We start from the raw sequence: 22,629 nt of genomic DNA, 5'->3' as shown, positions 1-22,629 counted from the left end.
ACCGGGCAGGACCGGAACCGGACCCCTCCATCCTCTCCCGCCGTCTGCTCCCTCAGACCCCGGACCGCCCGCTCCCCGCCTGGGCCCGGCCGCCCCCGAACCGCCTCTCCAGGTGCTCCTCGAACGACCCCTTCCCCACCGCCCGTCGCGGCGCCAGATGGCCCCCGTCGCGGAAGCCCCGGTACGCCGCTCCCCACAGCGGTACGTTCACCACCGCTCGCCGGCGGCCCGACGCCTTCAGGTACGCACGGGCCAGGGATTCCAGCGGCCGTACCTCCGGCCCGCCCATGTCCTCGACCCGTCCCGCCGGCGTGCCCGCCGCCAGTTCGACCAGCCGGTCCGCCACCTCGGCCACCTCCACCGGCTGGTCCCGCACTCCCGCCGGCAGGAACATCACCGGCAGTTTCGACAGCCCCTGGAACATCATGATCAGCAGATCGTGGAACTGCGTCGCCCGCAGCACGGTCCAGCCGAGCCCCGACTCCTCGACCAGCCTCTCCACCGCGAGCTTGCTCCGGTAGTACGGGAACGGCACCTCGTCGACACCCACGATCGACACGTAGACGAGATGACGCACGCCCGCACCGCGCGCCGCCCTGATCAGGTTCTCCGCCCCCCGCTCGTCCCCCTTCTGCGACGACGCGCAGTGCACGATCGTGTCCACACCGGCGACGGCCGCGTCCAGCCCGGCTCCGCCCGCCCGCAGATCCACCGCGTACGGCTCGCTGTGCCGGCTGAGCACCCGCACCTCGTGGCCGCCCGCGCGCAACCGCTCGGCGACGAGCCGCCCGAGCGTTCCGGTGCCACCGGTCACCAGGATCGTGGTCATGTTGTTCAGCCCCTTCGGACGCCGGGCGCTCCCGGGTGGGGCGCCCCTCGCTGACTGAGACCGAACAACCCCCGCCGAATGTGACAGGCGCGCCCCGCGGTCCTACGACCGGCTGAGCTGACGCCGTGCGAACGTCAGCTTCTCCGGGTTGACCACGGCTCGCACACCCGTGACCAGCCCGTCGCGCACCTCGACCACCGACAGTCCGACGAGCGTGTCGCCCGCCCAGCTCGCAAGCCCCGGCGCCCCGTTGACCTCGGTCGGCACGAACTCCAGGCCCTTCGCGAACTTCGGCCCGCCGCCCGCCAGGAAGCGGGCGATGTCGGGCCCGCCCTCGATGGGCCACCGCGCCGCGGTGACCTTGCCGCCACCGTCGCTCCACCAGGTCGCGTCGGCCGCGAGCAATTTCTCCAGCCCGGCCAGGTCCCCGTCACGGGCCGCCGTGATGAACGAGGTGACCAGCTCTTCCTGCCGCTCGGAGGCGGGCTCGAAGCGGGCCTGCGGTTCGCCCACCCGCCGCACGGCACGCCGGTACAGCTGACGGCAGTTGGCCTCGCTCAGGTCCAGCACCCCGGCGATCTCCCGGTGCCCGTAGCCGAACGCCTCGCGCAGCACGTACACCGCCCGCTCGGTCGGCGTCAGCCGCTCCAGCAGCACCAGCATCGCCATCGACACGGCGTCCCGCTGCTCCGCGGACTCCAGCGGGCCGAGCGTGCCGTCCGAGGTGACCACGGGCTCGGGCAGCCAGGTCCCGACGTACCGCTCGCGCCGGGCCCGCGCGGACGTGAGCCGGTTCAGGCAGAGGTTGGTGACGACCTTGGCCAGCCAGGCCGCCGGGTGCTCGATCCCCGCCCGGTCTGCGCCGCTGTAGCGCAGGTAGGCGTCCTGGACCGCGTCCTCCGCCTCCTCTGCGGAGCCCAGCAGCCGGTAGGCGAGCGAGAAGAGCCGGGGCCGGTGGACTTCGAACTCCTCGGCGGTGAGCGTGGTCATACGACTCACCCTGCCAGAGGGCAGCTCGCCCAGGGGCCCCGGCATACGGAGCCCGGGCACGGGACCCGGAAGTGTCAGAGGGCCCGACGGCGGGCAAGGGCCGTCGTCACCGCCGCCGGGCCGGTCAGTGGGGGTGAGCGAGCCCACCCTGACGATGACCCTAAAAAGGACTAGACCATTTCGTCAATAGGTGTGTACCAAGGCCGGGCTTCAAGGCGTCGTGTCGATGCGGAAGTTGGGGCACCGGTCGCGCTCGGGAAGGAGGGCGGCACAGTCTGTGAGGCAGCCCACACGCTTCGCCTCTTTGCATGTCGATCAGGCGTGGCACACTGGCCGTGTACCAGTAGCAGCGCACTCCGGGGTCGGTGAAAGTCCGAACCGGCGGTTACAGTCCGCGACCCGGTCGCCTCCAGCGGCCGGTTGACCAGGTGAAATTCCTGGACCGACGGTTAAAGTCCGGATGGGAGGCAGTGCGCGGCGAGCGGGCATTCGTGCGCGCCGCCGAGAAGTCCGTCCCTCGTGGCGGACTCCGTCCGGCGTCGTCCCCGGTGTTCCTGCTCGTATCTTCTGTCGTCATCGACAGCCCCGGAGTCCGTGCCCGAAGAGGCAGGAGGACCCGGGAAGTGTTCACCGGAATCGTCGAAGAGCTGGGCGAGGTCACCGCCGTCGAGACCCTCGACGACGCCTGTCGCTTCCGCCTGCGTGGACCGGTCGTCACCCAAGGCGCCAAGCACGGCGACTCGATCGCCGTGAACGGAGTGTGCCTCACGGTCGTCGACCACGAGGGCGACGAGTTCACGGCCGACGTCATGGCGGAGACCCTTAACCGCTCCAGCCTCGGTGCCCTGAAGGCCGGCTCCCGCGTCAACCTCGAACGCCCCATGGCCGTCGGCGAACGCCTCGGCGGGCACATCGTGCAGGGCCACGTGGACGGCACCGGCGAGATCCTGGAGCGCAAGCCCTCGGAGAACTGGGAGATCGTGAAGATCTCCCTGCCCGCCGACCTCACCCGCTACGTGGTCGAGAAGGGCTCCATCACCGTCGACGGCATCAGCCTCACGGTCGTCGACGCCGGCCCCGACCACTTCACCGTCAGCCTCATCCCCACCACCCTCGACCTGACCACGCTCGGCCACAAACAGCCCGGCGACCCGGTCAACCTCGAAGTGGACGTCATCGCCAAGTACGTCGAGCGGATGCTGGGCGACCGTGCGCAGGGGGCCGGCCGGTGAACACGCTGAACTCCGAGGCGTTCGTCGTCTTCGGCCAGCACATCCTCTGGTCCGACATGGTCGGCAACCTCTTCGGCCTGGCCGCCCTGGCCCTCGGCTGGCGGCGCTCCATCTGGACCTGGCCCGTACAGTTCCTGGCCGGCCTCATCCTCTTCGGAGCCTTCTACGGCCACCTCACCGGCAGCGCCGGCAAGCAGGCCGTCGTCATGATCGTCGCCCTGTACGGCTGGTGGCAGTGGCAGCGCGGCACGGGCCAGGGCGAAGACGGCCACATCGCCGTACGGTTCGCCACCTGGCGCGAGCGCGCCGCGATGGCCGCGGCGGCCGCCGTCGGCACGGTCGCGGTGGCGCTGCTGTTCACGGCGTACCCGAAGCTGTCCTGGGACCCCTGGCCCGACGCCTACATCTTCGTCGGCACCGTCGTCGCGATGTACGCACAGGCCCGCGGCATGGTCGAGTTCTGGTTCGCCTGGCTCCTCGTCGACGTCGTCGGCGTCCCCCTCAACTTCGCCAACGGCTACGCCTTCTCCGGCTTCGTCTACGTCATCTACGGCGCGCTCGTCCTGTGGGGCCTGCGCGACTGGTGGCTGCGCTCGCGGCAGGCCGCGCGGCCCACCCTGGAAGGAGCGCCGGCATGAGCGCCACAACCGCCCTGTACAGCACCGACGACGTCGAGACGTTCGCGCTCGACCCCGTCGAGCAGGCCATCGCCGACATCGCGGCCGGCCGCCCCGTCGTGGTCGTCGACGACGAGGACCGGGAGAACGAGGGCGACCTCGTCATCGCCGCCGAGAAGGCGACCCCCGAGATCGTCGCCTTCATGATGAGCGAGTGCCGCGGCCTGATCTGCGCCCCCATGGAGGGCGACGAACTGGACCGGCTGAACCTCCCGCAGATGGTCGAGGACAACACCGAGTCGATGAAGACCGCGTTCACGGTCTCCGTCGACGCCTCCGCCGCGCACGGCGTGAGCACCGGCATCTCCGCCTCCGACCGCGCCACCACCCTCCGGCTGCTCGCCGACGGAGTCTCCGAGCCCGACGACTTCGTCCGCCCCGGCCACATCTTCCCGCTGCGCGCCCGGCCCAGCGGCGTCCTCACCCGCAACGGCCACACCGAGGCCGCCGTCGACCTCGCCCGGCTCGCGGGCCTGCGCCCGGCCGGAGCGATCGTCGAGATCGCCGGCGAGGACGGCACCATGCTGCGCCTGCCCGAGCTGATCCCCTTCGCCCGCAAGCACGGCCTGACGATCATCTCCATCGAGGACCTGATCGCCTACCGCCGCAGCAGCGAACCCACCGTCCGCCGCGAGGCCAGGACCCAACTGCCCACCGTCCACGGCACCTTCACCGCCCACGGCTACCGCTCCACCGTCGACGGCGTCGAGCACGTCGCCCTGGTGCACGGCGAGATCGGCGACGGCCAGGACGTCCTCGTCCGCGTCCACTCCGAATGCCTCACCGGTGACGTCTTCGGCTCGGCCCGCTGCGACTGCGGCCCCCAGCTCGACGCCTCCCTCGCCCGCATCCAGGAGGAGGGCCGGGGCGTCGTGGTCTACCTGCGCGGACACGAGGGCCGCGGCATCGGCCTGATGTCCAAACTGCGCGCCTACGAACTCCAGGAGCGCGGCCGCGACACCCTCGACGCCAACCTCGAACTCGGCCTGCCCGCCGACGCCCGCGACTACGCCGCCGGCGCGCAGATCCTCGCCGACCTCGGCGTGCGCGGCGTCCGGCTGCTGACCAACAACCCCGACAAGACCGACGCGCTCGTCCGCCACGGCATCGTGGTCAAGGCCCGTGTGCCGATGCCCGTGAACGCAGGCGAGCACAACCTCCGCTACCTGCGCACCAAGCGGGACCGGATGGGCCACGACCTGCCCTGGCTGGACACGACCACCGTGCCGGCCTGCGGCAACCAGTAAGGCAGCACAGCAAGACGGCACAGCAAGACGGCCAGCAAGACAGCAAGACGGCACAGCGAGAAAGCTCTGAGGAGAGACGTGAGCGGCAAGGGTGCACCGGAACTGTCCGTACGCAATGTGGGTGACCTCCGGGTCGCCGTCATCGCGGCACAGTGGCACGAGAAGGTGATGAACGGCCTGGTCGACGGCGCCCTGCGCGCCCTGCACGACCTGGGCATCGACGAGCCGACCCTGCTCAGGGTCCCCGGCAGCTGGGAACTCCCGGTCGTCGCCAAGGTCCTCGCGGGCCGCGGCTACGACGCGATCGTCGCCCTCGGCGTCGTCATCCGCGGCGGAACCCCCCACTTCGAGTACGTGTGCCAGGGCGTGACCCAGGGCCTCACCCAGGTCTCCGTCGACACCGGCGTCCCCGTCGGCTTCGGCGTGCTGACCTGCGACACCGAGGAACAGGCCCTGGACCGCGCCGGGATCGAGGGCTCCAACGAGGACAAGGGGCACGAGGCGGTGACCGCTGCGGTGGCGACCGCGGCCACCCTCCGCTCAGTATCCGAACCCTGGCACTGACGAAAGGCACATGTGGCATAGGCTGAGCGTCACCATGTCCAAGAAGACGTTCGAGGAGCTCTTCACCGAGCTCCAGCACAAGGCCGCCCAGGGCGACCCCGCCACTTCCCGCACCGCAGAACTGGTCGGCAAGGGCGTCCACGCCATCGGCAAGAAGGTCGTCGAAGAGGCCGCCGAGGTGTGGATGGCCGCCGAGTACGAGGGCAAGGAAGCCGCCGCCGAGGAGATCTCGCAGCTGCTGTACCACGTCCAGGTGATGATGGTCGCCCGCGGCATCTCCCTCGACGACGTCTACGCCCACCTCTGAGCCGCACCCCCGTTCCCGTAAGACACCACGCAAAGGAAGCCGACCTCATGCTGCGCATCGCCGTCCCCAACAAGGGTTCCCTGTCCGGCCCTGCGGCGGAGATGCTGCATGAGGCCGGCTACCAGCAGCGCCGGGAGTCCAAGGAACTGCGGATCGTCGACCCGGTGAATGAGGTCGAGTTCTTCTACCTCCGCCCCCGCGACATCGCGATCTACGTCGCCTCCGGGCAGCTCGACATCGGCCTCACCGGCCGGGACCTGCTCATCGACTCCGGCGCCGAAGCCGAGGAGATCCTCGCCCTCGGCTTCGCCCGCTCCACCTTCCGCTACGCCACCAAGCCCGGCACGATCAGCGGCCTGGCGGACCTGACCGGCAAGACGATCGCCACCTCCTACGAGGGCATCGTCGCGGCACACCTCGCCGAGCACGGCATCGACGCCTCCGTCGTGCACCTCGACGGTGCCGTCGAGACCGCCATCCAGCTCGGCGTCGCCCAGGTCATCGCCGACGTCGTCGAGACCGGCACCTCACTGCGCAACGCGGGCCTGGAGGTCGCCGGCGAGCCGATCATGCAGTCCGAGGCCGTCGTGATCCGCCGCACCGGCGCGGACGCCGACGACCCCAAGGTGCAGCAGTTCCTGCGCCGCCTCCAGGGCGTCCTGGTCGCCCGGACGTACGTGATGATGGACTACGACTGCCGCGTGGAGCAGCTGGAGAAGGCCGTCGCCCTCACGCCCGGCCTGGAGTCCCCGACCGTCTCCCCGCTGCACAACGAGGGCTGGGTCGCCGTCCGCGCCATGGTCCCGGCCAAGGAAGCCCAGCGGATCATGGACGACCTGTACGACATCGGTGCCCGGGCCATCCTGACCACGGCCATCCACGCCTGCCGTCTCTGAGGGGCGTACGCGAGATGTCCGATCTGCCCACCCTGCCCGTCACATTCCGGCCGGGCAGCACCCGCGTGGTGCTGCTCACGGCGGCCGTCGCCATCTTCGTGGTGATCACGGCGGTCTCGATGCTGCTGAAGCAGCTCAGCCCCGGCGAGCGCGTGAGCTTCGTCTTCACGGCGCTCCTGCTGGACGCCGTGCTGCTCCTGCTGGCGCGACCCAAGGTCGTCGTGGACGAGGACGGCGTCACTGTCGTCAATCTCACGAACAAGCGCCGTCTGGAGTGGGCGGAGATCCTCCAGGTGACCCTCCGGCCCGGCGACCCCTGGGTGTTCCTCAACCTCAGCGACGGCACCAGCCTGCCTGCTCTGGGCATCCAGCCGGGCCTGGCCAAGCAGCGTGCGATCGCCGATGCCCGGGCCCTGCGGGCGCTCGTCGAGGCCCGTTCGGTGGCGGACCCCGAGCGGCGTCAGGACTGACCCGTTGAGATCCTCAGGGCGGTCACCCTGCCGCATCGGGCCATGTCTTGATTAATCTGTTTCCGGAGGCGCGAACGGATGCGCCTCCGCCCCTGCCGCCCCGCCCGGTGCGCCAGGGGCTCCTGCTAACCGAGGAGTGACCCTCTCCGGCGATGGACGGATCGTCCTGCAGTACCTGCGCCGCCCCCTGCCGACATAGCGCGTATCCCGTTCCCGGGGTACGTGACCGTGTGGAGGCGGCGGCATCATGACCACCCCCCTGCTGCTCCTGGCAGCCGCGTTCCTGCTGATTCTCGCCAACGGGTTCTTCGTGGCGGCCGAATTCGGACTCGTGACGGTCGAGCGGCCCGAGGCCGAGAAGGCCGCCGCCGAGGGCGACCGGCGCGCACACCGGGTCGTCGAATCGCTCAAGGAACTGTCGTTCCAGCTCTCCGGCACCCAGCTCGGCATCACCATCACCTCCCTCGTCGTCGGCATGCTCGCCGAACCGGCCCTCGCCGAGCTGCTGCATGGCCCGTTCACCTCGATCGGCATCCCCGAGGGAGCCGTCTCCGGTGTCACGGTCGTCGTCGGCATGCTGCTGGCCAGCGCCGTGCAGATGGTGATCGGCGAGCTCCTGCCCAAGAACTGGGCGGTGTCCCGGCCGCTGCAGGTCGCACGCTTCGTCGCGGGCCCGCAGCACGTCTTCGCCCGGCTGTTCCGCCCGGTCATCGCCGGCCTCAACGCCGTCGCGAACCGGCTCGTGCGCGCCCTGGGCATCGAACCCGCCGAGGAGCTGGCCTCCGCCCGCACCCCCGGCGAACTCGTCTCCCTGGCCCGCCACTCGGCCCTGGCCGGTGCCCTGGAGCAGGACACGGCCGACCTGTTCGTCCGGACCCTGTCGCTGGGCGAGCTGACCGCGCAGCACGTGATGACGCCCCGCGTGAAGGTCAGCGCCCTGCAGTCCTCGGCCACCGCCGAGGACGTCGTCAACCTGACCCGGGCCACGGGCCTGTCCCGCTTCCCGGTCTACCGGGAGAAGATCGACGAGGTCGTCGGCATGGCCCACCTCAAGGACGCCCTGGCCGTCCCCGTCCAGGACCGGCTGCGCACCCCCGTCGGACACATCGCCCGCCCGGCGCTGCTCGTCCCCGAGACGCTGCCCGTACGGCCGCTCCTCACCCGTCTGCGCAGCGAACAGCCCATCGCGGTCGTCGTCGACGAGTACGGCGGCACCGCCGGTGTCGTCACGCTGGAGGACATCGTCGAGGAGATCGTCGGCGAGGTCCGCGACGAGCACGACGGCCACGACCTGCCCGAGCTGGCCGCCGCGCCGCCCGAGGACGGCAGGCCCGCCTGGGACGTCGACGGCAGCTGCCGGGTCGACATCCTGCTGCGCATAGGCCTCGACGTGCCCGAGGGCCCCTACGAGACGGTCGCGGGCCTGATCGCCGACCTGCTGGGCCGTATCCCGGCCGTCGGCGACAAGGCGGAGCTGCCCGGCTGGCGCCTGTCGGTGCGCCAGGTCGGCCACTACCGCGCGGAACGGGTCCGGCTGGTGCGGACGGCCCCGGTGGTCTCCATGGCGGAGGCCGCCCGATGAGCGTGCTCCAGCTTCTCTTCGCCGCGCTGCTCGTGCTCGCCAACGGTTTCTTCGTCGGCGCCGAGTTCGCGCTCGTCTCGGTCCGCCGCAGCCAGATCGAACCGCTCGGCACGGCCCGCTCCCGGCAGGTCCTCTACGGGCTGGAGCGGCTGCCGCAGATGATGGCGGCGGCCCAGTTCGGCATCACGATCTGCTCGCTGACGCTGGGCGCGGTCGCCGAACCGACGGTCGCGCACCTGCTGGAGCCGGTCTTCGCTTGGATCCACCTGCCGCACGGCATGATCCATCCGCTGACCTACGTCATCGCCCTCGCCGCCGTGGTCTTCTTCCACCTCGTCATCGGCGAGATGGTCCCGAAGAACCTGGCGATGGCGGCCCCCGAGAAGGTCGCGCTGTGGCTCAGCCCCGGCCTGGTCTGGTTCGCACGTTTCTGCAAGCCCATCACCGCCGCCCTCGGCGCCGTCTCGCAGGGCATCCTGCGGCTCTTCCACGTCGAGCCCAGGGACGAGGTCGAGGCCGTCTTCACCAGCGAACAGCTCAACCGGCTGGTGGAGGACGCCGGCCAGGCGGGCCTGCTCGACCCCGAGGAGGCCGAGAGCCTGGAGGACGCCCTGGAGCTGGGCTCCCGCCCGGTGACGGACGTCCTGCTCAAGCGGGAGTCGCTGGTGACGGTCAGCCCGGCGGTCACCCCCGGGCGGATCGTCGAGCTCACGGCCCGCACGGGCTACTCCCGGTTCCCGGTCGCCGCGGACACCGGGGCCTTCATGGGATACCTGCACGTCAAGGACGTCCTCGACCTCGAGGACTCCGACCGGGCCGTGCCGCAGCACCTGTGGCGTCCCATGACGACCCTGCGGCCCGAGCTGCCCCTGGACGACGCGCTGACCGTGATGCGGCGCGCGGCGACGCACCTGGCCCAGGTGGCCGACGCGTCCGGGAAGGTGCTCGGACTGGTCGCCCTGGAGGATGTGCTGGAGCTGCTGGTGGGGGAGGTGCGGGATCCCGCGCATCGTCAGGTGCGCGAGGTGAAGCTGACCGAGCCGAGGTCCGGTGAAGAGGTGCTGGCGACCTAGCACCGTGGCTGCGGGCGCGTGGGGGCTGGTCGCGCGGTTCCCCGCGCCCCGGGTACGGCACCCACCCAGGGCGCGTGGGAACTGCGCGACCAGCCCCCCACCGGCCCGCGGCCGACGAACTCACATCGCCGACGGATCCTGCGGCCCCCGCCCCGACAAGACCTCCCCGTACGCCTGCATCAGATCCGGTAGCCGCAGCGTCGCCAGATCCTCCCGGCCCAGCACCCCGGGATACACCGACAGCCGCAGATCCCGGTACGCACAGCTCTTCTCGTACAGCGTCCGCAGGAACCGCCCGTTGCCCAGCTCGTCGATCCACCCCTGGTCCACCACGTGCCCGGCGATGGACCGCAGCTCGTCCAGGGCCTCCTCGTCCCACAGGTCGCCGTTCTCGGCCGCGAGCACCTTGCCGATCTCGGTGAGTTCGAGCGGCCGGTACGAGGGGAAGTCGACGCGGGTGGTGAAACGGGACGACAGCCCGGGGTTCGCGGCGAGCAGGCGGTCCATGCCCTCCGGGTAGCCGGCCAGGATCACCACCAGGTGGTCCCGGTTGTCCTCCGCGCGCTTCAGCAGCACCTGCAGAGCCTCGTCGCCGTACGCGTCCCCCTTGCCGTAGCCCGAGTTGGACAGCGCGTAAGCCTCGTCGACGAAGAGGACGCCCCCGAGGGCCGAGTCGATCAGGTCGTTGGCCTTCACGGCCGTCTGCCCGAGGTACTCGCCGACCAGGTCGGCCCGCTGGGCCTCCACGAGGTGGTCGCCGCCGAGCAGCCCGAGGGCGTAGAAGACGCGGCCGAGGATGCGGGCGACGGTGGTCTTGCCGGTGCCGGAGGGGCCGGAGAAGACGAAGTGGCGTTTCGGCGGCTGGACCGGGAGGCCCTGACCGGCTCGCAGCCGGGCCATGTTCAACTGCGCCGACAGCGCCTTGACCTGGCGCTTCACCGGCTCCAGGCCCACCATGCGTTCGAGCTCGGCGAGCGCCTCCTCCAGTAACGCCGGGTCGGTGGGCCCCGCGGGCAGGGACGGAGCGGGGCCCATCCGCTCGCGGACCGGCGGGCCGGTCACCGGAGGCAGAGGGGCGATCGGCGGCTCGGGGTCGGGCAGTCGCAGATCGCGCCCCTCGAGGCCGAAGGGCGGATCGAACCCGTCCGGACCGTCCACGGCGTCCTGGCCCGCCCCGGTGAGCGTGATCGCCGCCAGGTCCGTGACCTCGTCGTACCCGTCGCCCTCGGCGATGGCGGTGAGCCGGGCGGAGGTGTCCATGAAGGCCGGGTCGACGCGGTGCACGGCCCGGTACAGGGGGAGCGCCGCGGCACTGCGGCCGGTGCCCTCGTGCGCCCGGGCCAGCCAGTAGCGCAGCTCCTTGCGCTGGGGCTGCTCGCTGCGACAGCGCATCAGCGCGGCGGACAGCAGGGGTTCGGCCTGGCCGTACATCTCAAGGCGCACCCGGGCCATACCGCCGAACAGGCCCGCCTCGATGCCGAGCATCGCATCGTCGAGCAGCGGATCGGTGTGGCGGACCAGCTGCTCCCAGTCCTTGACCAGATAGGCGCGGCAGGAGTGCAGGAAGCGGACCTGGTGGTCGGTGTCCACGGGCGGCAGTCCGGCGAGGGCCCGGTCCAGCTCGGGGACGTGACGGCCGTCCAGCCAGTGGGAGGCGTGCGCGAGCAGCAGGTCGCGGGGGCTCTCCAGTACGGGCTGCACCCACCAGCCCAGCCAGTACCAGGAGTTGAGCGTGCGGTGGTAGCGGGAGCGCTGTTCGCCGAAACGGTCCCGATGCCGGAACATCCGCAGCAGCGCGGTCGTCGTCTCGACGCGCAGCGCGTGCAGCCCGAGCCAGGCGTCGGCCATCCCGGAGTCCATCCGCACGGCGGCCCGGAACTCCTCCTCCGCCTGCGGATACGCGCCCATGGTGTAGGCGTCCACGCCTCGCAGCCAGGCGAGGTCGGCCGGGGCCTGTGGGCCCTGCGTGCCGAAGTCCATCACGTCCCCCACGAACCGTGCCCCCGTCGGTATGCCAACGAGCCGTCCCCCAGCCGGCTGCCCTGCTCTCGAACCGCTGTGCCACGGACCGGAGTTGCACCGTGCGCGAAGCAACCGTCCGTAGGTCGCGACGAGGGCATCGTACCTTCGGGGGCGGCGCGCCCGTAGGGTGCCGCACGGGCCGTTCGGCGAGGTGGGAGCGGATGCGGCAGGCGCGTGCGCGGTGACCCAGGGTGAGCGCTCGGCGTCACGCGGCGGGCGGAAATCCGTAAGAGAACAGAACGAAGCCCCCGATCACGGGGGAACAACCGGGGGCTTCGCGTCTGTGGGCGGCTCCGATGCCGCACATTGAGAACGTAAGACCTGTACGGCCCAGCGGTCAAGCCGAGTTGGAGCACTCCGGCAAGTTGTCCCGCAAGGCCTTTCACAGGTTCAGCACACCGCGGGCGGTTCGTCACCGTGCGTGAGGGGCTGGTCCGGCCCAACGGCCCCCGCAGGTCCCGCGAGCACCTCATATCCCTTCTCCCGCTGCCGTACCAGAAGGTCGGCGAACGGCCGTGAAGGGTCGTCGGCGAAATGCCGGCGCTCGGCGGGGACCCATCCGTCCCAGAACTCCCGCTGCTCCTCCCCGTCCCGGGACCGGCCCCGCGCCCAGGCCTCCTCGCGCGGCAGCTCCATCCACAGCAGCAGGGCCAGGTGCGGGCGCAGCGCACGGCGCCCCGCGCCGACACCCTCGACGAGGATCACCGGCGCGGGCGCCAGCGAGCGCGGGGAGCCGAAGCGGCGGGCTCGCCAGTCGTAGGGGGCGTAGTGGGCGGTCCTGCCCTGGGCGAGCGGCTCGATCACCTGGTCCAGCAGGCGGCCGGTCCAGTCGAACAGCGCGTCGTGACTGGCGACGTCGTCGAGGCGCAGCACCGGCGCACCGTCCAGCGCCGCGGCCAGCTGCTCGGCGAACGTGCTCTTTCCGGACCCGGCGTGCCCGTCGACCCCCACGAGCCGGACCGGGCCGCAGGCGGGGGAGAGGCTGCGGATCCGGGCAGCCAGATCACGGACGGCGGGGCCGGGCGCGGGGCGGAAGGGCGGATTCATCTCGCTCAGCACTCTAACGACGGTGTCTGCCGAGGGCGCCACTGGTCGACGCCAATATTGGTGGGCGCGGCGCGCGTCGAAGTGCTGGCAGGACACGGCCGCCTGTGCTCATATGTGGCGCACGCACGGATGTGAACCGCCGTGCACGGACCTGCTCCGCACCTGCCCGACTCCGACATCCGGGGGCCCCGCCATGCGCAGAGCCGAACAGCCGTCCCGCCGAAACGTCCTGGCCGCCGCGGTCGCCGCCGCCGTCACCGCGAGCGCGGGCCCGGCGGCCGCCGACCCCGAGGCCCTCATGACGACCGACACCGCAGACCCAGCCCGGGCGGTCCCGGCCCATACCGTCGACAACAGGTTCTGGGTCTCGTACGGCGACTGGTCCGGCGGCACGGCCAAGGGCACCCGGGCCGTCGCGGGCACCCGCCCCGGCGTGGTCATCGCGAAGCCCGCCGGGACGGTCGACCACACGGACCCGCACACCGGCACCACCGCCGCCTGGGAGTACGCCACCTGGACGTCCCCCGTGCACCGGCTCGCCGTTCCCGCGACCGAGGCGATCGTCTCGTGGAACGCGCACACTCCGGCCGGCACCTGGATCCAGGCCGAGATCAAGGGCACCTACACCGACGGCTCCAGCACGCCCTGGTACGTCATGGGCCGCTGGGCCGCCGGCGACCGGGACATCCGCCGCACCTCGGTCGACGACCAGAAGGACACCAAGAGCACGGTCTGGACCGACACGCTGGCGATCGACGACCCGTCGACCGGCCTGCGTCTGGCCTCCTACCGGCTGCGCCTGACCCTCCACCGCAAGCCCGGCACCAAGGCCACCCCCACCGTATGGCGGCTCGGCGCCATGGGCTCCGACGTGCCCGACCGCTTCACCGTCCCGGCGTCCGCACCCGGACTCGCGAAGGAGCTGACCGTCCCGCGCTACTCGCAGGAGATCCACAAGGGCCGGTACCCCGAGTACGACAACGGCGGCGAGGCCTGGTGCAGCCCAACCTCGTCCCAGATGGTCATCGAGTACTGGGGCGGCCGGCTCACCGCCGCGCAACTGGCCTGGGTCGATCCCGCGTACGACGACCCCCAGGTGTGCCACGCGGCCCGCTTCACCTACGACCACCAGTACGCGGGCTGCGGCAACTGGCCCTTCAACGCCGCCTACGCGGCCACGTTCAAGGACCTCCAGGGCGTGGTCACCCGGCTCGGCTCGCTCACCGAACTGGAGACGCTGATCGCCGCGGGCATCCCGGCCATAACGTCCCAGTCGTTCCTGAAGGAGGAGCTGACCGGCGCCGGGTACGGCACCGCAGGGCACCTGATGACCGTCGTCGGCTTCACCGCCGACGGTGACGTGATCGCCAACGACCCCTTCTCGGCGACCAACGAGGCCGTGCGGCGCGTCTACCGGCGGCGCGAGTGGGAGAACATCTGGCTCCGGACCAAGCGGTACAACGCCTCCGGCAAGGTGGTCTCGGGCACCGGCGGGGTCTGCTACCTGTACTTCCCGGCCCGCCCGAACGCGGCCCAGCGCACGGCACTGGGGGCCGTGGGCGTGCGCGTGTGACCGAGCTTACGGCCGCAAAAGCCGTTTCGGGTGGCAAGGTGGACGGAACCGGCGGGGGATTCCGTCCGCACCACCGACCCAGCGAGAAGCCATGACCGCACAGTCAGCCACCGCCCACCGCGCCCGCACCGGCGGCCCCCGGGACGACGGCCCGAAGATCGTCGAGCACCTCATGGGCTGGGTCCTCGTCGTGGTCGTCGCGATGCTCGTGACCCGGCTCGGGCTGCTGTGACCTGACCCACGGCCCGGCGGTGAGGCCTGCCATACTGCGGAGGTCCCACCCCGCCCGTTGAGACCAGGGTCGAAATTGAATATCAGCCCCCAGCCTGCCGCGCGCCCCAGGGTCCGCGGCACCGAGCGCTCGATGGCGCGCCGTGCCGAACTCATCGCCATCGGGCGGAGGTTGTTCGCCGACACGTCGTACGACGCCCTGTCGATGGACGACATCGCCCGGCAGGCGCACGTCGCCAAGGGGCTGATCTACTACTACTTCCAGTCCAAACGCGGCTACTACCTGGCCATCGTCCAGGACTCCGTCACCGAACTGCTCACCCTCGCGGCGAGCGGTCCGGAACTGCCCCCCGTCGACCGGGTCCAGCGCACCATCGACAGCTATCTGCGCTACGCCGAGTACAACCAGGCCGCGTACCGCACGATCGTGAGCGGCGGCGTCGGCTTCGACACCGAGGTGCACGCCATTCGCGACGGCGTGCGCGAGGCCGTCGTGACCACCATCGCCGAGGGTGCGTACGGCCGCGTCGACATCACACCGCTGGCACGGATGGGTCTGCTGTCCTGGGTGTGCAGCGTCGAGGGCGCCACGCTCGAATGGATCGACCGTCCCGAACTGCCCCGCGGCACCATGTGCGAGCTGCTGGTGAAGACCCTCGGCGGCGCCCTGCGCGCGATCGAGGAACTCGACCCCGCCCACCCGGCCCCGCAGTCCGCGCGCCGGGGCCTGTGAACGAGGGGCGGAGGGGCCGTCCCGGCCCCTCCGCCCCTGTCCCTGCCCTACCTGATCGCCTTGCCGTCGGTCGCGAACCGGTGAGGTCTCGTCCGGTCAGACCTGACCGGACGAGACCTCACCCTCCGAGCAGCTCCCAGTGGATGTTCGCCGAAGCTACGGGAGATCGGTCATCGCGTCCCCGATGAGAGCCGTCGCGGATTCGGCCTCAGGCACGGGCGCGCAGGCGTCCTCCGGCTCCGCCGCCGAGGTGGCGACTCCCCGGTGCTGGAGCCGTGCCTGCACGTCCTTGCGGAACTGCACCATGGAGAAGTTCGGGTCGCCCTTGCGCTTCGTCCATTCGCTGTGGCCGATGACACTCTTCGCGGTCCACCCGTAGTGGCGGCAGATCGCGGCTGCCCACCGCACCGCGGCCTGGTACTGGGCGGGCGGGAATGCCTGCCCCTTGCCCGGGTTGGAGATCTCCAGGCCGTAGAAGTGGGTGTTGCCGTCGACGGTGTCCTTCACCGGGCGGGAGGGCCGGGCACCGTAGTTCTCGCGGACGACCTGGCGGTAGACCTCGGCGTCTCCGGCGCCGGCGTGGTTGGCGCGGCCGTTACCGATCATGGTGACGATGCCGTTCTTCGCGAGGTACGAGTGGCAGAGTGGGCCCGGGAGCCCGGCGCGTCCGGCCCAGACGACGTTGAGGTCGGAGGGCGGGTTGCCTCCTGTTTGGTGGATCAGGACCCCGTTCATGGGCCCCCAGGGACGGCCGGGGCGGTGGTGACTGCGCCAGCCGGGGTGCTCGGTGATGCGAAGCCCTTCGGCGCGCAACGCCGCCAACATCTGGTCGGCGTTCATGGGAGTGGTTCTGGACATGGGGTTCTCTCTTCCTGTTCTGGTCCCGTAGCGCGGCGGTGTCCGGGCACCAGGTGTCCGGGGCAGACCCGCTACGCGGCCGACCTGTCGTCGTCGCCGGGCCGGACGGGTCGGCGCGGTCGGCCGGTGCCCTGATGCTTCGGCAGCCGGGACCGGCTGCGGAACCGGTTGTCCGTTGCCCCATCCGGCTGAGCCGGACAACACCCGCCGACCTGGCGTTATCACTGAGTGCATTTGGATCGTCACAATGGGGCGCGCTAGGTTCTGGAGCTGTTCATTCGGAGCGCGGCTACGGCTCCGTAGCGCGCGAGCGGACGAGGGCGGCGGTGGGGATCAAGCACAGCGAGGGGGCAGCCGGTGCGGGGGAGCCCAGTGAAAAGACCTTCGGCACCGAACTGCGCCGGCGCCGGGGCCTGGCGGGACTGTCGCTCACTCGACTCGCGGCGTTGATCCACTACAGCCGGGGCCACATCAGCCGAGTGGAGAACGGGGAGAAGCGCCCCAGCGAAGAGTTCGCCCGCGTGTGCGATCAGGCGCTGCGCGCCGAGGGCGAGCTGCTGGCACTGGCAGCGGGGCCCGGGCCCGGGGAGTGCCCGTATCCGGGGCTGATGTCCTTCCGCGCGGAGGACGCGCGGTGGTTTTTCGGCCGTGACCGGCCCCTGTCCGAACTGCTGAACCTACTGGGGGACTCCGCGACCGCGGGCCACCCGCTGATGGTGGTCGGCGCGTCGGGGGCGGGGAAGTCCTCGCTGTTGCGGGCCGGCCTGGCACCCGCCGTGCCCCGTGGTGTCCTGCCTGCCCGTCGTCCCGGCACTCCGGCGGTGCTTTACCTCACGCCCACCTCTCACCCTGTGGCCGAGCTGCGCCGCCACGACGCCGCACGGCCGCTGGACAGCTACGCCCTGGTCATCGTCGACCAGTTCGAGGAGGTGTTCACGCTCTGCGCCGACGCAACCGAACGCAGCGCGTTCATCGACCAGGTGTGCCACCTGGCGGGCCGGGGTCTGCCGGTGGCCATCGGTATGCGGGCCGACTTCTACGGGCACGCCTTGGTTCACGCTCGCCTGCTCACCGCCCTTCGGGCCAGGTCCATGCCGCTGGGCCCGATGACGGCCGACGAGCTGCGTTCGGCGATCACCGAACCCGCCGCAGCGGCGGGACTGACTCTGGAGCCCGGCCTCGCCGAGATCCTGCTGCGCGACCTCGGCACCGGTACCGACACGGCCGGTGATGACCCCGGCTGCGGCGTGGGCGCATTGCCGCTGCTCGCCCATGCCCTGCGCGCGACCTGGCAGCAGCGCAGCGATGGTGTGCTCACCGTGGCCGGCTACGGGCGCACCGGCGGCATCCGTGGCGCTGTGGCCGCCACGGCCGAGAGGGTCTACGGGCAACGCACGGAAGACGAGGGTCTCGGCGCCTTCGCCCACGACGGGACGACCGTCCTCATCACCACCGCCGGCCGCCGGGTACAGCCCTGGCAGACCGACGTAACCGGCTTCGCAGATCAGATCTGCCACCTCGCGGGCACCCCCATGACCTCCCAGGAAACCGCCCTGTACCCGATGCACCCCTACCAACCGCCCTGCACCGGCACTCGATGAGCCCGCCAAGCGGCGCGAAGCCGAACGCGAGCGCATCCGGCCGGCCAGACCGGAGCGGATTGTCCAGCTCGGCATCGGCACCGGACGTGCCCGCCCCCCCGGGTCCACGCCGGCGACCGCTACGCCGCGGGCAACCCCCGCCGCGCCATCGACCGCGACGAAGCCCGCCGCCTCCTGGCCTCCGGACTCCCGCATGCCCCCACTGCCAGGCTGACATCGACCTTCGTATCTTCGACTGACCCATCCGCCGTGGTGGGGAGGACGACCTCACTTGTGAGCGGGAGGCGGCAAGCTTTGCCGGGTCGGCTCACGCCAGGGTGACGCGCATGCCGCCCTGGGCCAGGACGTCGAGGACCACGCCGAACAGGTCGTAGGGCCGGCCGTCCGGTGTCAGGGCCTGGGACAGGTGCTCGCGTGCTGTCGCGGCCTCGCGCCAGAGCAGGGTTGCGGGGGCGGTGTAGCCGAAGGTGCCGCGCAGGCAGTCGTCGAGGGCGGCCAGACAGCCGCCGAAGTAGCCGCCCGGACCGTTCACCGCCTCGCCGAGCGCCAGGTAGAGGCCCGGTTCGTCGGTGACGTGTCGGCCGTCGAGTGCGTAGGCGTGACCGGCCGGCCGGTCACGGTGGGTGCGCCGGCAGGCCCGCTCTCGGACGAGGTCGAGCCAGGCTCCGCGGCGCCGGGTGTCGAGGCAGGCCCAGGCACCCTGGGTGTCCGGCGGCCCGGCGAACCACCGCTCCCAGATGGCCCGGGCGTATTCGGGAACGGGCGTGAAGAGCTCTCCGTCGAGCTCCAGGTCGATCCGATCCGTCCCGTAGGAGGATGGGCGCCAGGCGCTGACTCTGGCCCAGAGCAGGCGTTCGGTGAGCGGCTCGCCCTGGTCGTCCTGTATCTCCAGGGCGGCCCGCTCCAGGTCCAGCGCCCGCCTGGTGCCCTTCATCAGTGCCGCCCGCAGCTGATCACCCTGCGCGAGCCCCCGCAGGACGAGCGGGGGCGCCGACTGTTCGGGCGGCAGGACGCGGGCGAATTCTCGGCAGGAGCCCAGCCAGCGGTGCCCGTCGTGCACGCGAACTCGACCCCTGTGTCCCTCGGGTGGGCCCTCGTAGTCGTCCAGGCCGGTGAGTACGAGACTGTCCGTCCCCAGGGGCTGGCCTATGCTCTCCGCGTCTTCCAGCAGCCAGGCATCGAGCGTTTCATCGTCCGGCACCAGCCACACTCGGTCGCCGGCCCAACCGCGCACTTCTGCCTGTGCAACCCAGCCGAACAGCTCGTAGGTCCCCCGCTGGGGCTCCCCGAACAGCCCTTCCACCTCGGCGCAGACGCCCCAGGCACGCCCGTGCTCCTCCTCAGTCAGCGTGTACCGCGCGCGCCCGCGACAGCCCTCGTCTTCATGCACGCTGGGAATCATGCCGGGACCAGGTTTCCACGGCGAAGGCTTTTCCCGCGTAGTCGGCGAGGATCTGTCGCAGGGCGTGAAGGAATCGCACCACTCCACCCCGGCCGTCGCCACCCTCGGCCTGCCCACCGGCACATCCCCGGGAGCGGCCTTCGAACGGGGCGGCCTCCTGAGCCGAGGTCGCCGCGGAGGCGGAGGTGCCCGCGCCGGCCAGGGAACGCGCCCCGATTGGCATGAACGCGGTGAATCGGTGGAGCGAAACAGTAGGAGGACTAGACCAGTTGGGTCAATGGTTCGGACCGGTTTCGCCGCTCGGGACATGCTCGGCCATTTCTTGAAGTAAGCGGTCGTTAACTGGTGACGGGATGCCTCCGATCGGGCATACTCACAGCGCACAGCCGCTGGTCAGCAGCTTCCGAGACCCGGGACTGCAAGCATCGGCAAGGCACCAGATCGACCCGGCGGCGCCGCCCCCACCCATGGGCCCGTCCGCCAGTGCCCGACAGGGAGGAGAGCGTCGCCATGCCCGACCGCGCCCCGCAGCCGGTGGACCGACAACTGCCCACGGAGGAGGCCCGGGACCTGATCTCGCTCGTGCGCGACATCGCGCAGCAGGAGATCACCCCGAAGGCGGCCGAGGAGGAGGACGCCGGCCGCTTCCCGCGTGAGCTGTTCACCCTGCTCTCCCGCTCCGGACTGCTCGGCCTGCCGTACGACTCCGAGTACGGCGGTGGCGATCAGCCCTACGAGGTGTACCTCCAGGTCCTGGAGGAGCTGGCCGCCGCCCGCCTCACCGTCGGTCTCGGCGTCAGCGTGCACTCCCTGGCCTCGTACGCGCTCGCCGCGTACGGCACCAAGGAGCAGCAGGTCGAGCACCTGCCGGCGATGCTCGGCGGCGGCCTGCTGGGTGCCTACTGCCTCTCCGAGCCGCACTCCGGATCGGACGCGGCCGCCCTGCGCACCAAGGCCGTGCGGGACGGTGACGACTGGGTGATCACCGGCACCAAGGCCTGGATCACCCACGGCGGGATCGCCGACTTCTACACGGTCATGGCCCGCACCGGCGAGGAGGGCCCGCGCGGGATCACGGCCTTCCTGGTGCAGGGCGACGCGAAGGGCCTGAGCGCCGCCCCGCCCGAGAAGAAGATGGGCATGAAGGGCTCGCCCACCGCGCAGGTTCACTTCGACGGCGTCCGGGTGTCCGACGACCGGCGCATCGGCGAGGAGGGGCAGGGCTTCGCGATCGCCCTGTCGTCGCTCGACTCGGGGCGGCTCGGCATCTCGGCGTGCGCGATCGGCGTGGCCCAGGCGGCGCTCGACGAGGCGGTGGCCTACGCGGCCGAGAGGCGCCAGTTCGGCAAGCCGATCGCCGACTTCCAGGGGCTGCGGTTCATGCTCGCCGACATGGCGACGCAGATCGAGGCGGGCCGTGCGCTCTACCTCGCGGCGGCTCGGCTGAAGGACGCCGGCCGGCCCTTCGCCAAGCAGGCCGCCATGGCCAAGCTGCACTGCACCGACACGGCGATGCGCGTCACCACCGACGCCGTGCAGATCCTCGGCGGCTACGGCTACACCGCCGACTTCCCGGCCGAGCGCTACATGCGCGAGGCCAAGGTGCTGCAGATCGTGGAGGGCACCAACCAGATCCAGCGGATGGTCATCGCCCGCCATCTCGTGGGTCCAGAGGGACGCTGAACTGGTCGAGGCCCCGCCACGGGGCCGCGAGCCGCATCCACTCCGGGTCGTGCCGACCCGGCAGGGTGCGGCCGCCCTCCGCCCAGGTCCGCATCAAGTCGCGGTAGATCGGCGGGTCCTGATAGCGGGGCGGAGCCGGCCGAACCGATTCTGCGGGCGGCGGGACGTACAGGAGGCGCTGACGCCCGGTCGCTGAGGAGATGGGGGTCATACCAGGGCAACGCGGCAAAGCCCGGACAGGTCACCGGTGTGTGGAATCGGGCGTGCGTTCAGAGGCGTCCGGATCCCCGTGCGCACCGGTCACCTCGTGCCGGCCGCGCGGCGCCCTCCTCGGTCGCCGCGCGTCGCGTGCCGGGACGCACCGGACCCACACCACGGCGGTCTGCCGGAGCCATGGTGCGGGGCGGTGGCGAAACGGAAGCGGCGGGAGGAACGGCCCGCGCTCAGGCCGCGCGACGCATGACCGGGACCCTGATCGGGCGCGAGCCCGGGCCGCCGACGTGCGAGAAGGGCTGGGTCCGCCAGTCGAGGCCCTGAGGGAGCGTCAACAGCAGGGCGGTGTCCTGCTCCTGGGGTTCCACGGACTCGTCCGCGGGACGGGCGTCCGTGGCGCTGCGGCCGGTTCCGGCGCAGACCGTCAGCCCGAAGGGGTTCCACGGCGAGGCGCACAGCGCGTGCTCCGGCAGAACCTCCTCGTCCGCCAGCAGGGCGATGGGCTGCGCGCAGTCCGGGCAGACGACCCGGAACATCTCGAATGTGTCGTAGTCGTCGAGTTCGTCGTCGTAGGCGTCGCGTTCGACGCCCTCCGGCTCGGGCTCGACGACGAGCTGCCGCTTGGGTGCGGTGCGACCAGGGCGCTTAAGACTCTGCATTGGGTTCTCCCCCTCGGGCTGGGCCGTATCAGGCACTGCGGCCTCGACCACAGCAAGCACTTCCCGTCCCCCCTGGGCGGTAATCACGAGAACATCACGGAGGCTGTTCGAGCCCTGTGGCGTTCGTCACATACTCCGCGCGGGTGTCCACTGCGGTGCGTTTGTCCCCCGGACGGCTGACCGTCGGCTTTCCGGCCACATCACGAACCGGGCATGACCTGGGGCGCTCAGGTATCGGAGGAGATCAACCGCCCTGTAGGTTCTTGCGTCATGGAGGAGCTGGACCGACAGATCGTGCAGCTGCTCGTCAAGGACGGGCGGATGAGCTACACCGACCTGGGCAAGGCCACGGGACTGTCCACGTCGGCCGTGCATCAGCGGGTGCGGCGGCTGGAGCAGCGGGGCGTCATCCGGGGCTATGCCGCGGTCGTCGACCCGGAGGCCGTCGGGCTGCCGATGACGGCGTTCATCTCGGTGAAACCGTTCGACCCCAGTGCGCCGGACGACATCGCGGACCGGCTGGCCGGCGTGCCCGAGATCGAGGCCTGCCACAGCGTCGCGGGCGACGAGAACTACATCCTGAAGGTGCGGGTGGCGACACCGCACGAGCTGGAGGAGCTGCTGGCCCGGTTGCGGTCCTTGGCCGGGGTGTCGACGCGGACGACGGTGGTGCTGTCCACGCCGTACGAGGCGCGACCGCCGCGGATCTGAACGGTGGTTCGGCGGCTGCGGGTCGTGCC

The 22,629-nt window shown here is 71.2% G+C and carries 23 protein-coding genes and 1 riboswitch; of the genes, 15 read left to right on the top strand and 8 right to left on the bottom strand.

Annotation, left to right across the window (positions count from 1 at the left end):
• Positions 1-52: 52 nt before the first annotated feature.
• Positions 53-829 carry an SDR family oxidoreductase gene (locus ACFY5B_RS13845; protein WP_389968629.1) on the bottom strand — a complete coding sequence of 259 codons (777 nt, stop codon included), beginning with the start codon at positions 827-829 and terminating at the stop codon, positions 53-55.
• 102 nt (positions 830-931) lie between these two features.
• Positions 932-1,819 (bottom strand): RNA polymerase sigma-70 factor, encoded by an 888-nt coding sequence (locus ACFY5B_RS13840; RefSeq protein WP_389968627.1) that lies wholly within the window; start codon positions 1,817-1,819, stop codon positions 932-934.
• Positions 1,820-2,166: 347 nt separating this feature from the next.
• A riboswitch (FMN riboswitch) is annotated at positions 2,167-2,297 on the top strand.
• 145 nt (positions 2,298-2,442) lie between these two features.
• On the opposite strand from ACFY5B_RS13840, the gene ACFY5B_RS13835 reads away from it, so the two are divergent.
• From ACFY5B_RS13835 to ACFY5B_RS13795, 9 genes are all read left to right on the top strand, one after another.
• Complete coding sequence (locus ACFY5B_RS13835; RefSeq protein WP_389968625.1) at positions 2,443-3,051, top strand: riboflavin synthase; 609 nt, start codon at positions 2,443-2,445, stop codon at positions 3,049-3,051.
• Positions 3,048-3,689 (top strand): nicotinamide riboside transporter PnuC, encoded by a 642-nt coding sequence (locus ACFY5B_RS13830; RefSeq protein ID WP_389968624.1) that lies wholly within the window; start codon positions 3,048-3,050, stop codon positions 3,687-3,689. The genes ACFY5B_RS13835 and ACFY5B_RS13830 overlap by 4 nt, the downstream gene beginning before the upstream one ends.
• Positions 3,686-4,975, top strand: coding sequence for a bifunctional 3,4-dihydroxy-2-butanone-4-phosphate synthase/GTP cyclohydrolase II (locus ACFY5B_RS13825; protein ID WP_389968622.1), 1,290 nt, complete (start codon positions 3,686-3,688; stop codon positions 4,973-4,975). The genes ACFY5B_RS13830 and ACFY5B_RS13825 overlap by 4 nt, the downstream gene beginning before the upstream one ends.
• Before the next feature lie 78 nt (positions 4,976-5,053).
• The gene (gene ribH, locus ACFY5B_RS13820) at positions 5,054-5,539 is read left to right on the top strand and encodes a 6,7-dimethyl-8-ribityllumazine synthase (RefSeq protein WP_030843258.1); all 486 of its coding nucleotides are present in this window, start codon (positions 5,054-5,056) and stop codon (positions 5,537-5,539) included.
• Positions 5,540-5,573: 34 nt separating this feature from the next.
• Entirely contained in the window at positions 5,574-5,846 is a 273-nt protein-coding gene (locus ACFY5B_RS13815) for a phosphoribosyl-ATP diphosphatase (RefSeq protein WP_019983911.1), read from the top strand.
• A gap of 47 nt (positions 5,847-5,893) precedes the next feature.
• A complete protein-coding gene (gene hisG, locus ACFY5B_RS13810; RefSeq protein ID WP_031108172.1) occupies positions 5,894-6,742 on the top strand; it encodes an ATP phosphoribosyltransferase in 849 nt (282 codons plus the stop codon).
• Between the two features lie 14 nt (positions 6,743-6,756).
• Positions 6,757-7,212 (top strand): PH domain-containing protein, encoded by a 456-nt coding sequence (locus ACFY5B_RS13805; protein WP_389968619.1) that lies wholly within the window; start codon positions 6,757-6,759, stop codon positions 7,210-7,212.
• 247 nt (positions 7,213-7,459) lie between these two features.
• Positions 7,460-8,794 (top strand): hemolysin family protein, encoded by a 1,335-nt coding sequence (locus tag ACFY5B_RS13800; RefSeq protein ID WP_389968617.1) that lies wholly within the window; start codon positions 7,460-7,462, stop codon positions 8,792-8,794.
• A complete protein-coding gene (locus ACFY5B_RS13795; RefSeq protein WP_389968615.1) occupies positions 8,791-9,867 on the top strand; it encodes a hemolysin family protein in 1,077 nt (358 codons plus the stop codon). The genes ACFY5B_RS13800 and ACFY5B_RS13795 overlap by 4 nt, the downstream gene beginning before the upstream one ends.
• 120 nt (positions 9,868-9,987) lie before the next feature.
• Here the strand turns inward: ACFY5B_RS13795 and ACFY5B_RS13790 are convergent, their stop codons facing one another.
• Both ACFY5B_RS13790 and ACFY5B_RS13785 read right to left on the bottom strand, forming a co-directional pair.
• A complete protein-coding gene (locus ACFY5B_RS13790; protein ID WP_389968613.1) occupies positions 9,988-11,847 on the bottom strand; it encodes an AAA family ATPase in 1,860 nt (619 codons plus the stop codon).
• Between the two features lie 432 nt (positions 11,848-12,279).
• The gene (locus tag ACFY5B_RS13785) at positions 12,280-12,936 is read right to left on the bottom strand and encodes a uridine kinase (RefSeq protein ID WP_389969186.1); all 657 of its coding nucleotides are present in this window, start codon (positions 12,934-12,936) and stop codon (positions 12,280-12,282) included.
• A gap of 193 nt (positions 12,937-13,129) precedes the next feature.
• On the opposite strand from ACFY5B_RS13785, the gene ACFY5B_RS13780 reads away from it, so the two are divergent.
• The 3 genes from ACFY5B_RS13780 (at position 13,130) to ACFY5B_RS13770 (ending at position 15,473) form a co-directional block, all read left to right on the top strand.
• Positions 13,130-14,509, top strand: coding sequence for a peptidase C39 family protein (locus ACFY5B_RS13780; RefSeq protein WP_389968611.1), 1,380 nt, complete (start codon positions 13,130-13,132; stop codon positions 14,507-14,509).
• 91 nt (positions 14,510-14,600) lie between these two features.
• Entirely contained in the window at positions 14,601-14,741 is a 141-nt protein-coding gene (locus ACFY5B_RS13775; protein WP_351642595.1) for an SCO1431 family membrane protein, read from the top strand.
• A gap of 75 nt (positions 14,742-14,816) precedes the next feature.
• Positions 14,817-15,473 (top strand): TetR/AcrR family transcriptional regulator, encoded by a 657-nt coding sequence (locus ACFY5B_RS13770; RefSeq protein WP_389968609.1) that lies wholly within the window; start codon positions 14,817-14,819, stop codon positions 15,471-15,473.
• Positions 15,474-15,629: 156 nt separating this feature from the next.
• On the opposite strand, the gene ACFY5B_RS13765 is transcribed toward ACFY5B_RS13770, so the two are convergent.
• Positions 15,630-16,331, bottom strand: coding sequence for an N-acetylmuramoyl-L-alanine amidase (locus ACFY5B_RS13765; protein ID WP_389968607.1), 702 nt, complete (start codon positions 16,329-16,331; stop codon positions 15,630-15,632).
• 326 nt (positions 16,332-16,657) lie between these two features.
• Here ACFY5B_RS13765 and ACFY5B_RS13760 point away from each other — a divergent pair, with 326 nt between their 5' ends.
• Entirely contained in the window at positions 16,658-17,932 is a 1,275-nt protein-coding gene (locus ACFY5B_RS13760; protein WP_389968605.1) for a helix-turn-helix domain-containing protein, read from the top strand.
• 307 nt (positions 17,933-18,239) lie between these two features.
• Here ACFY5B_RS13760 and ACFY5B_RS13755 read toward each other — a convergent pair whose 3' ends face one another.
• On the bottom strand, positions 18,240-19,334 hold the full coding sequence (locus tag ACFY5B_RS13755; protein WP_389968603.1) for a barstar family protein: 1,095 nt from the start codon (positions 19,332-19,334) through the stop codon (positions 18,240-18,242).
• A gap of 510 nt (positions 19,335-19,844) precedes the next feature.
• Between ACFY5B_RS13755 and ACFY5B_RS13750 the strand changes: the two genes are divergently transcribed.
• Positions 19,845-21,017: an acyl-CoA dehydrogenase family protein gene (locus tag ACFY5B_RS13750; protein WP_389968601.1), complete on the top strand. Its 1,173-nt coding sequence runs from the start codon at positions 19,845-19,847 to the stop codon at positions 21,015-21,017.
• Here ACFY5B_RS13750 and ACFY5B_RS13745 read toward each other — a convergent pair.
• Entirely contained in the window at positions 20,980-21,228 is a 249-nt protein-coding gene (locus tag ACFY5B_RS13745) for a hypothetical protein (protein ID WP_078615159.1), read from the bottom strand. The genes ACFY5B_RS13750 and ACFY5B_RS13745 overlap by 38 nt on opposite strands.
• Before the next feature lie 232 nt (positions 21,229-21,460).
• Complete coding sequence (locus tag ACFY5B_RS13740) at positions 21,461-21,889, bottom strand: hypothetical protein (protein WP_389968599.1); 429 nt, start codon at positions 21,887-21,889, stop codon at positions 21,461-21,463.
• 270 nt (positions 21,890-22,159) lie between these two features.
• Between ACFY5B_RS13740 and ACFY5B_RS13735 the strand changes: the two genes are divergently transcribed.
• Complete coding sequence (locus ACFY5B_RS13735; RefSeq protein WP_004002750.1) at positions 22,160-22,600, top strand: Lrp/AsnC family transcriptional regulator; 441 nt, start codon at positions 22,160-22,162, stop codon at positions 22,598-22,600.
• Positions 22,601-22,629: the final 29 nt, after the last annotated feature.

This window comes from Streptomyces sp. NPDC013187, from assembly GCF_042899705.1.
In the GTDB taxonomy this organism is placed as follows: Bacteria; Actinomycetota; Actinomycetes; order Streptomycetales; family Streptomycetaceae; genus Streptomyces; species Streptomyces hawaiiensis_A.
The sequence above is the reverse complement of the archived record's forward strand: the minus strand, read 5'-3'. Positions and strand labels throughout refer to the sequence as shown.

What these genes read in the sequence shown, in the direction of transcription:
- ACFY5B_RS13845 (WP_389968629.1), bottom strand. Translation starts at nt 829, where the DNA reads ATGACCACGATCCTGGTGACCGGTGGCACCGGAACGCTCGGGCGGCTC.
- ACFY5B_RS13840 (WP_389968627.1), bottom strand. Translation starts at nt 1,819, where the DNA reads ATGACCACGCTCACCGCCGAGGAGTTCGAAGTCCACCGGCCCCGGCTC.
- ACFY5B_RS13825 (WP_389968622.1), top strand. Translation starts at nt 3,686, where the DNA reads ATGAGCGCCACAACCGCCCTGTACAGCACCGACGACGTCGAGACGTTC.
- ACFY5B_RS13815 (WP_019983911.1), top strand. Translation starts at nt 5,574, where the DNA reads ATGTCCAAGAAGACGTTCGAGGAGCTCTTCACCGAGCTCCAGCACAAG.
- hisG (WP_031108172.1), top strand. Translation starts at nt 5,894, where the DNA reads ATGCTGCGCATCGCCGTCCCCAACAAGGGTTCCCTGTCCGGCCCTGCG.
- ACFY5B_RS13805 (WP_389968619.1), top strand. Translation starts at nt 6,757, where the DNA reads ATGTCCGATCTGCCCACCCTGCCCGTCACATTCCGGCCGGGCAGCACC.
- ACFY5B_RS13800 (WP_389968617.1), top strand. Translation starts at nt 7,460, where the DNA reads ATGACCACCCCCCTGCTGCTCCTGGCAGCCGCGTTCCTGCTGATTCTC.
- ACFY5B_RS13795 (WP_389968615.1), top strand. Translation starts at nt 8,791, where the DNA reads ATGAGCGTGCTCCAGCTTCTCTTCGCCGCGCTGCTCGTGCTCGCCAAC.
- ACFY5B_RS13790 (WP_389968613.1), bottom strand. Translation starts at nt 11,847, where the DNA reads ATGGACTTCGGCACGCAGGGCCCACAGGCCCCGGCCGACCTCGCCTGG.
- ACFY5B_RS13785 (WP_389969186.1), bottom strand. Translation starts at nt 12,936, where the DNA reads ATGAATCCGCCCTTCCGCCCCGCGCCCGGCCCCGCCGTCCGTGATCTG.
- ACFY5B_RS13780 (WP_389968611.1), top strand. Translation starts at nt 13,130, where the DNA reads ATGCGCAGAGCCGAACAGCCGTCCCGCCGAAACGTCCTGGCCGCCGCG.
- ACFY5B_RS13775 (WP_351642595.1), top strand. Translation starts at nt 14,601, where the DNA reads ATGACCGCACAGTCAGCCACCGCCCACCGCGCCCGCACCGGCGGCCCC.
- ACFY5B_RS13765 (WP_389968607.1), bottom strand. Translation starts at nt 16,331, where the DNA reads ATGTCCAGAACCACTCCCATGAACGCCGACCAGATGTTGGCGGCGTTG.
- ACFY5B_RS13755 (WP_389968603.1), bottom strand. Translation starts at nt 19,334, where the DNA reads ATGATTCCCAGCGTGCATGAAGACGAGGGCTGTCGCGGGCGCGCGCGG.
- ACFY5B_RS13750 (WP_389968601.1), top strand. Translation starts at nt 19,845, where the DNA reads ATGCCCGACCGCGCCCCGCAGCCGGTGGACCGACAACTGCCCACGGAG.
- ACFY5B_RS13745 (WP_078615159.1), bottom strand. Translation starts at nt 21,228, where the DNA reads ATGACCCCCATCTCCTCAGCGACCGGGCGTCAGCGCCTCCTGTACGTC.
- ACFY5B_RS13740 (WP_389968599.1), bottom strand. Translation starts at nt 21,889, where the DNA reads ATGCAGAGTCTTAAGCGCCCTGGTCGCACCGCACCCAAGCGGCAGCTC.
- ACFY5B_RS13735 (WP_004002750.1), top strand. Translation starts at nt 22,160, where the DNA reads ATGGAGGAGCTGGACCGACAGATCGTGCAGCTGCTCGTCAAGGACGGG.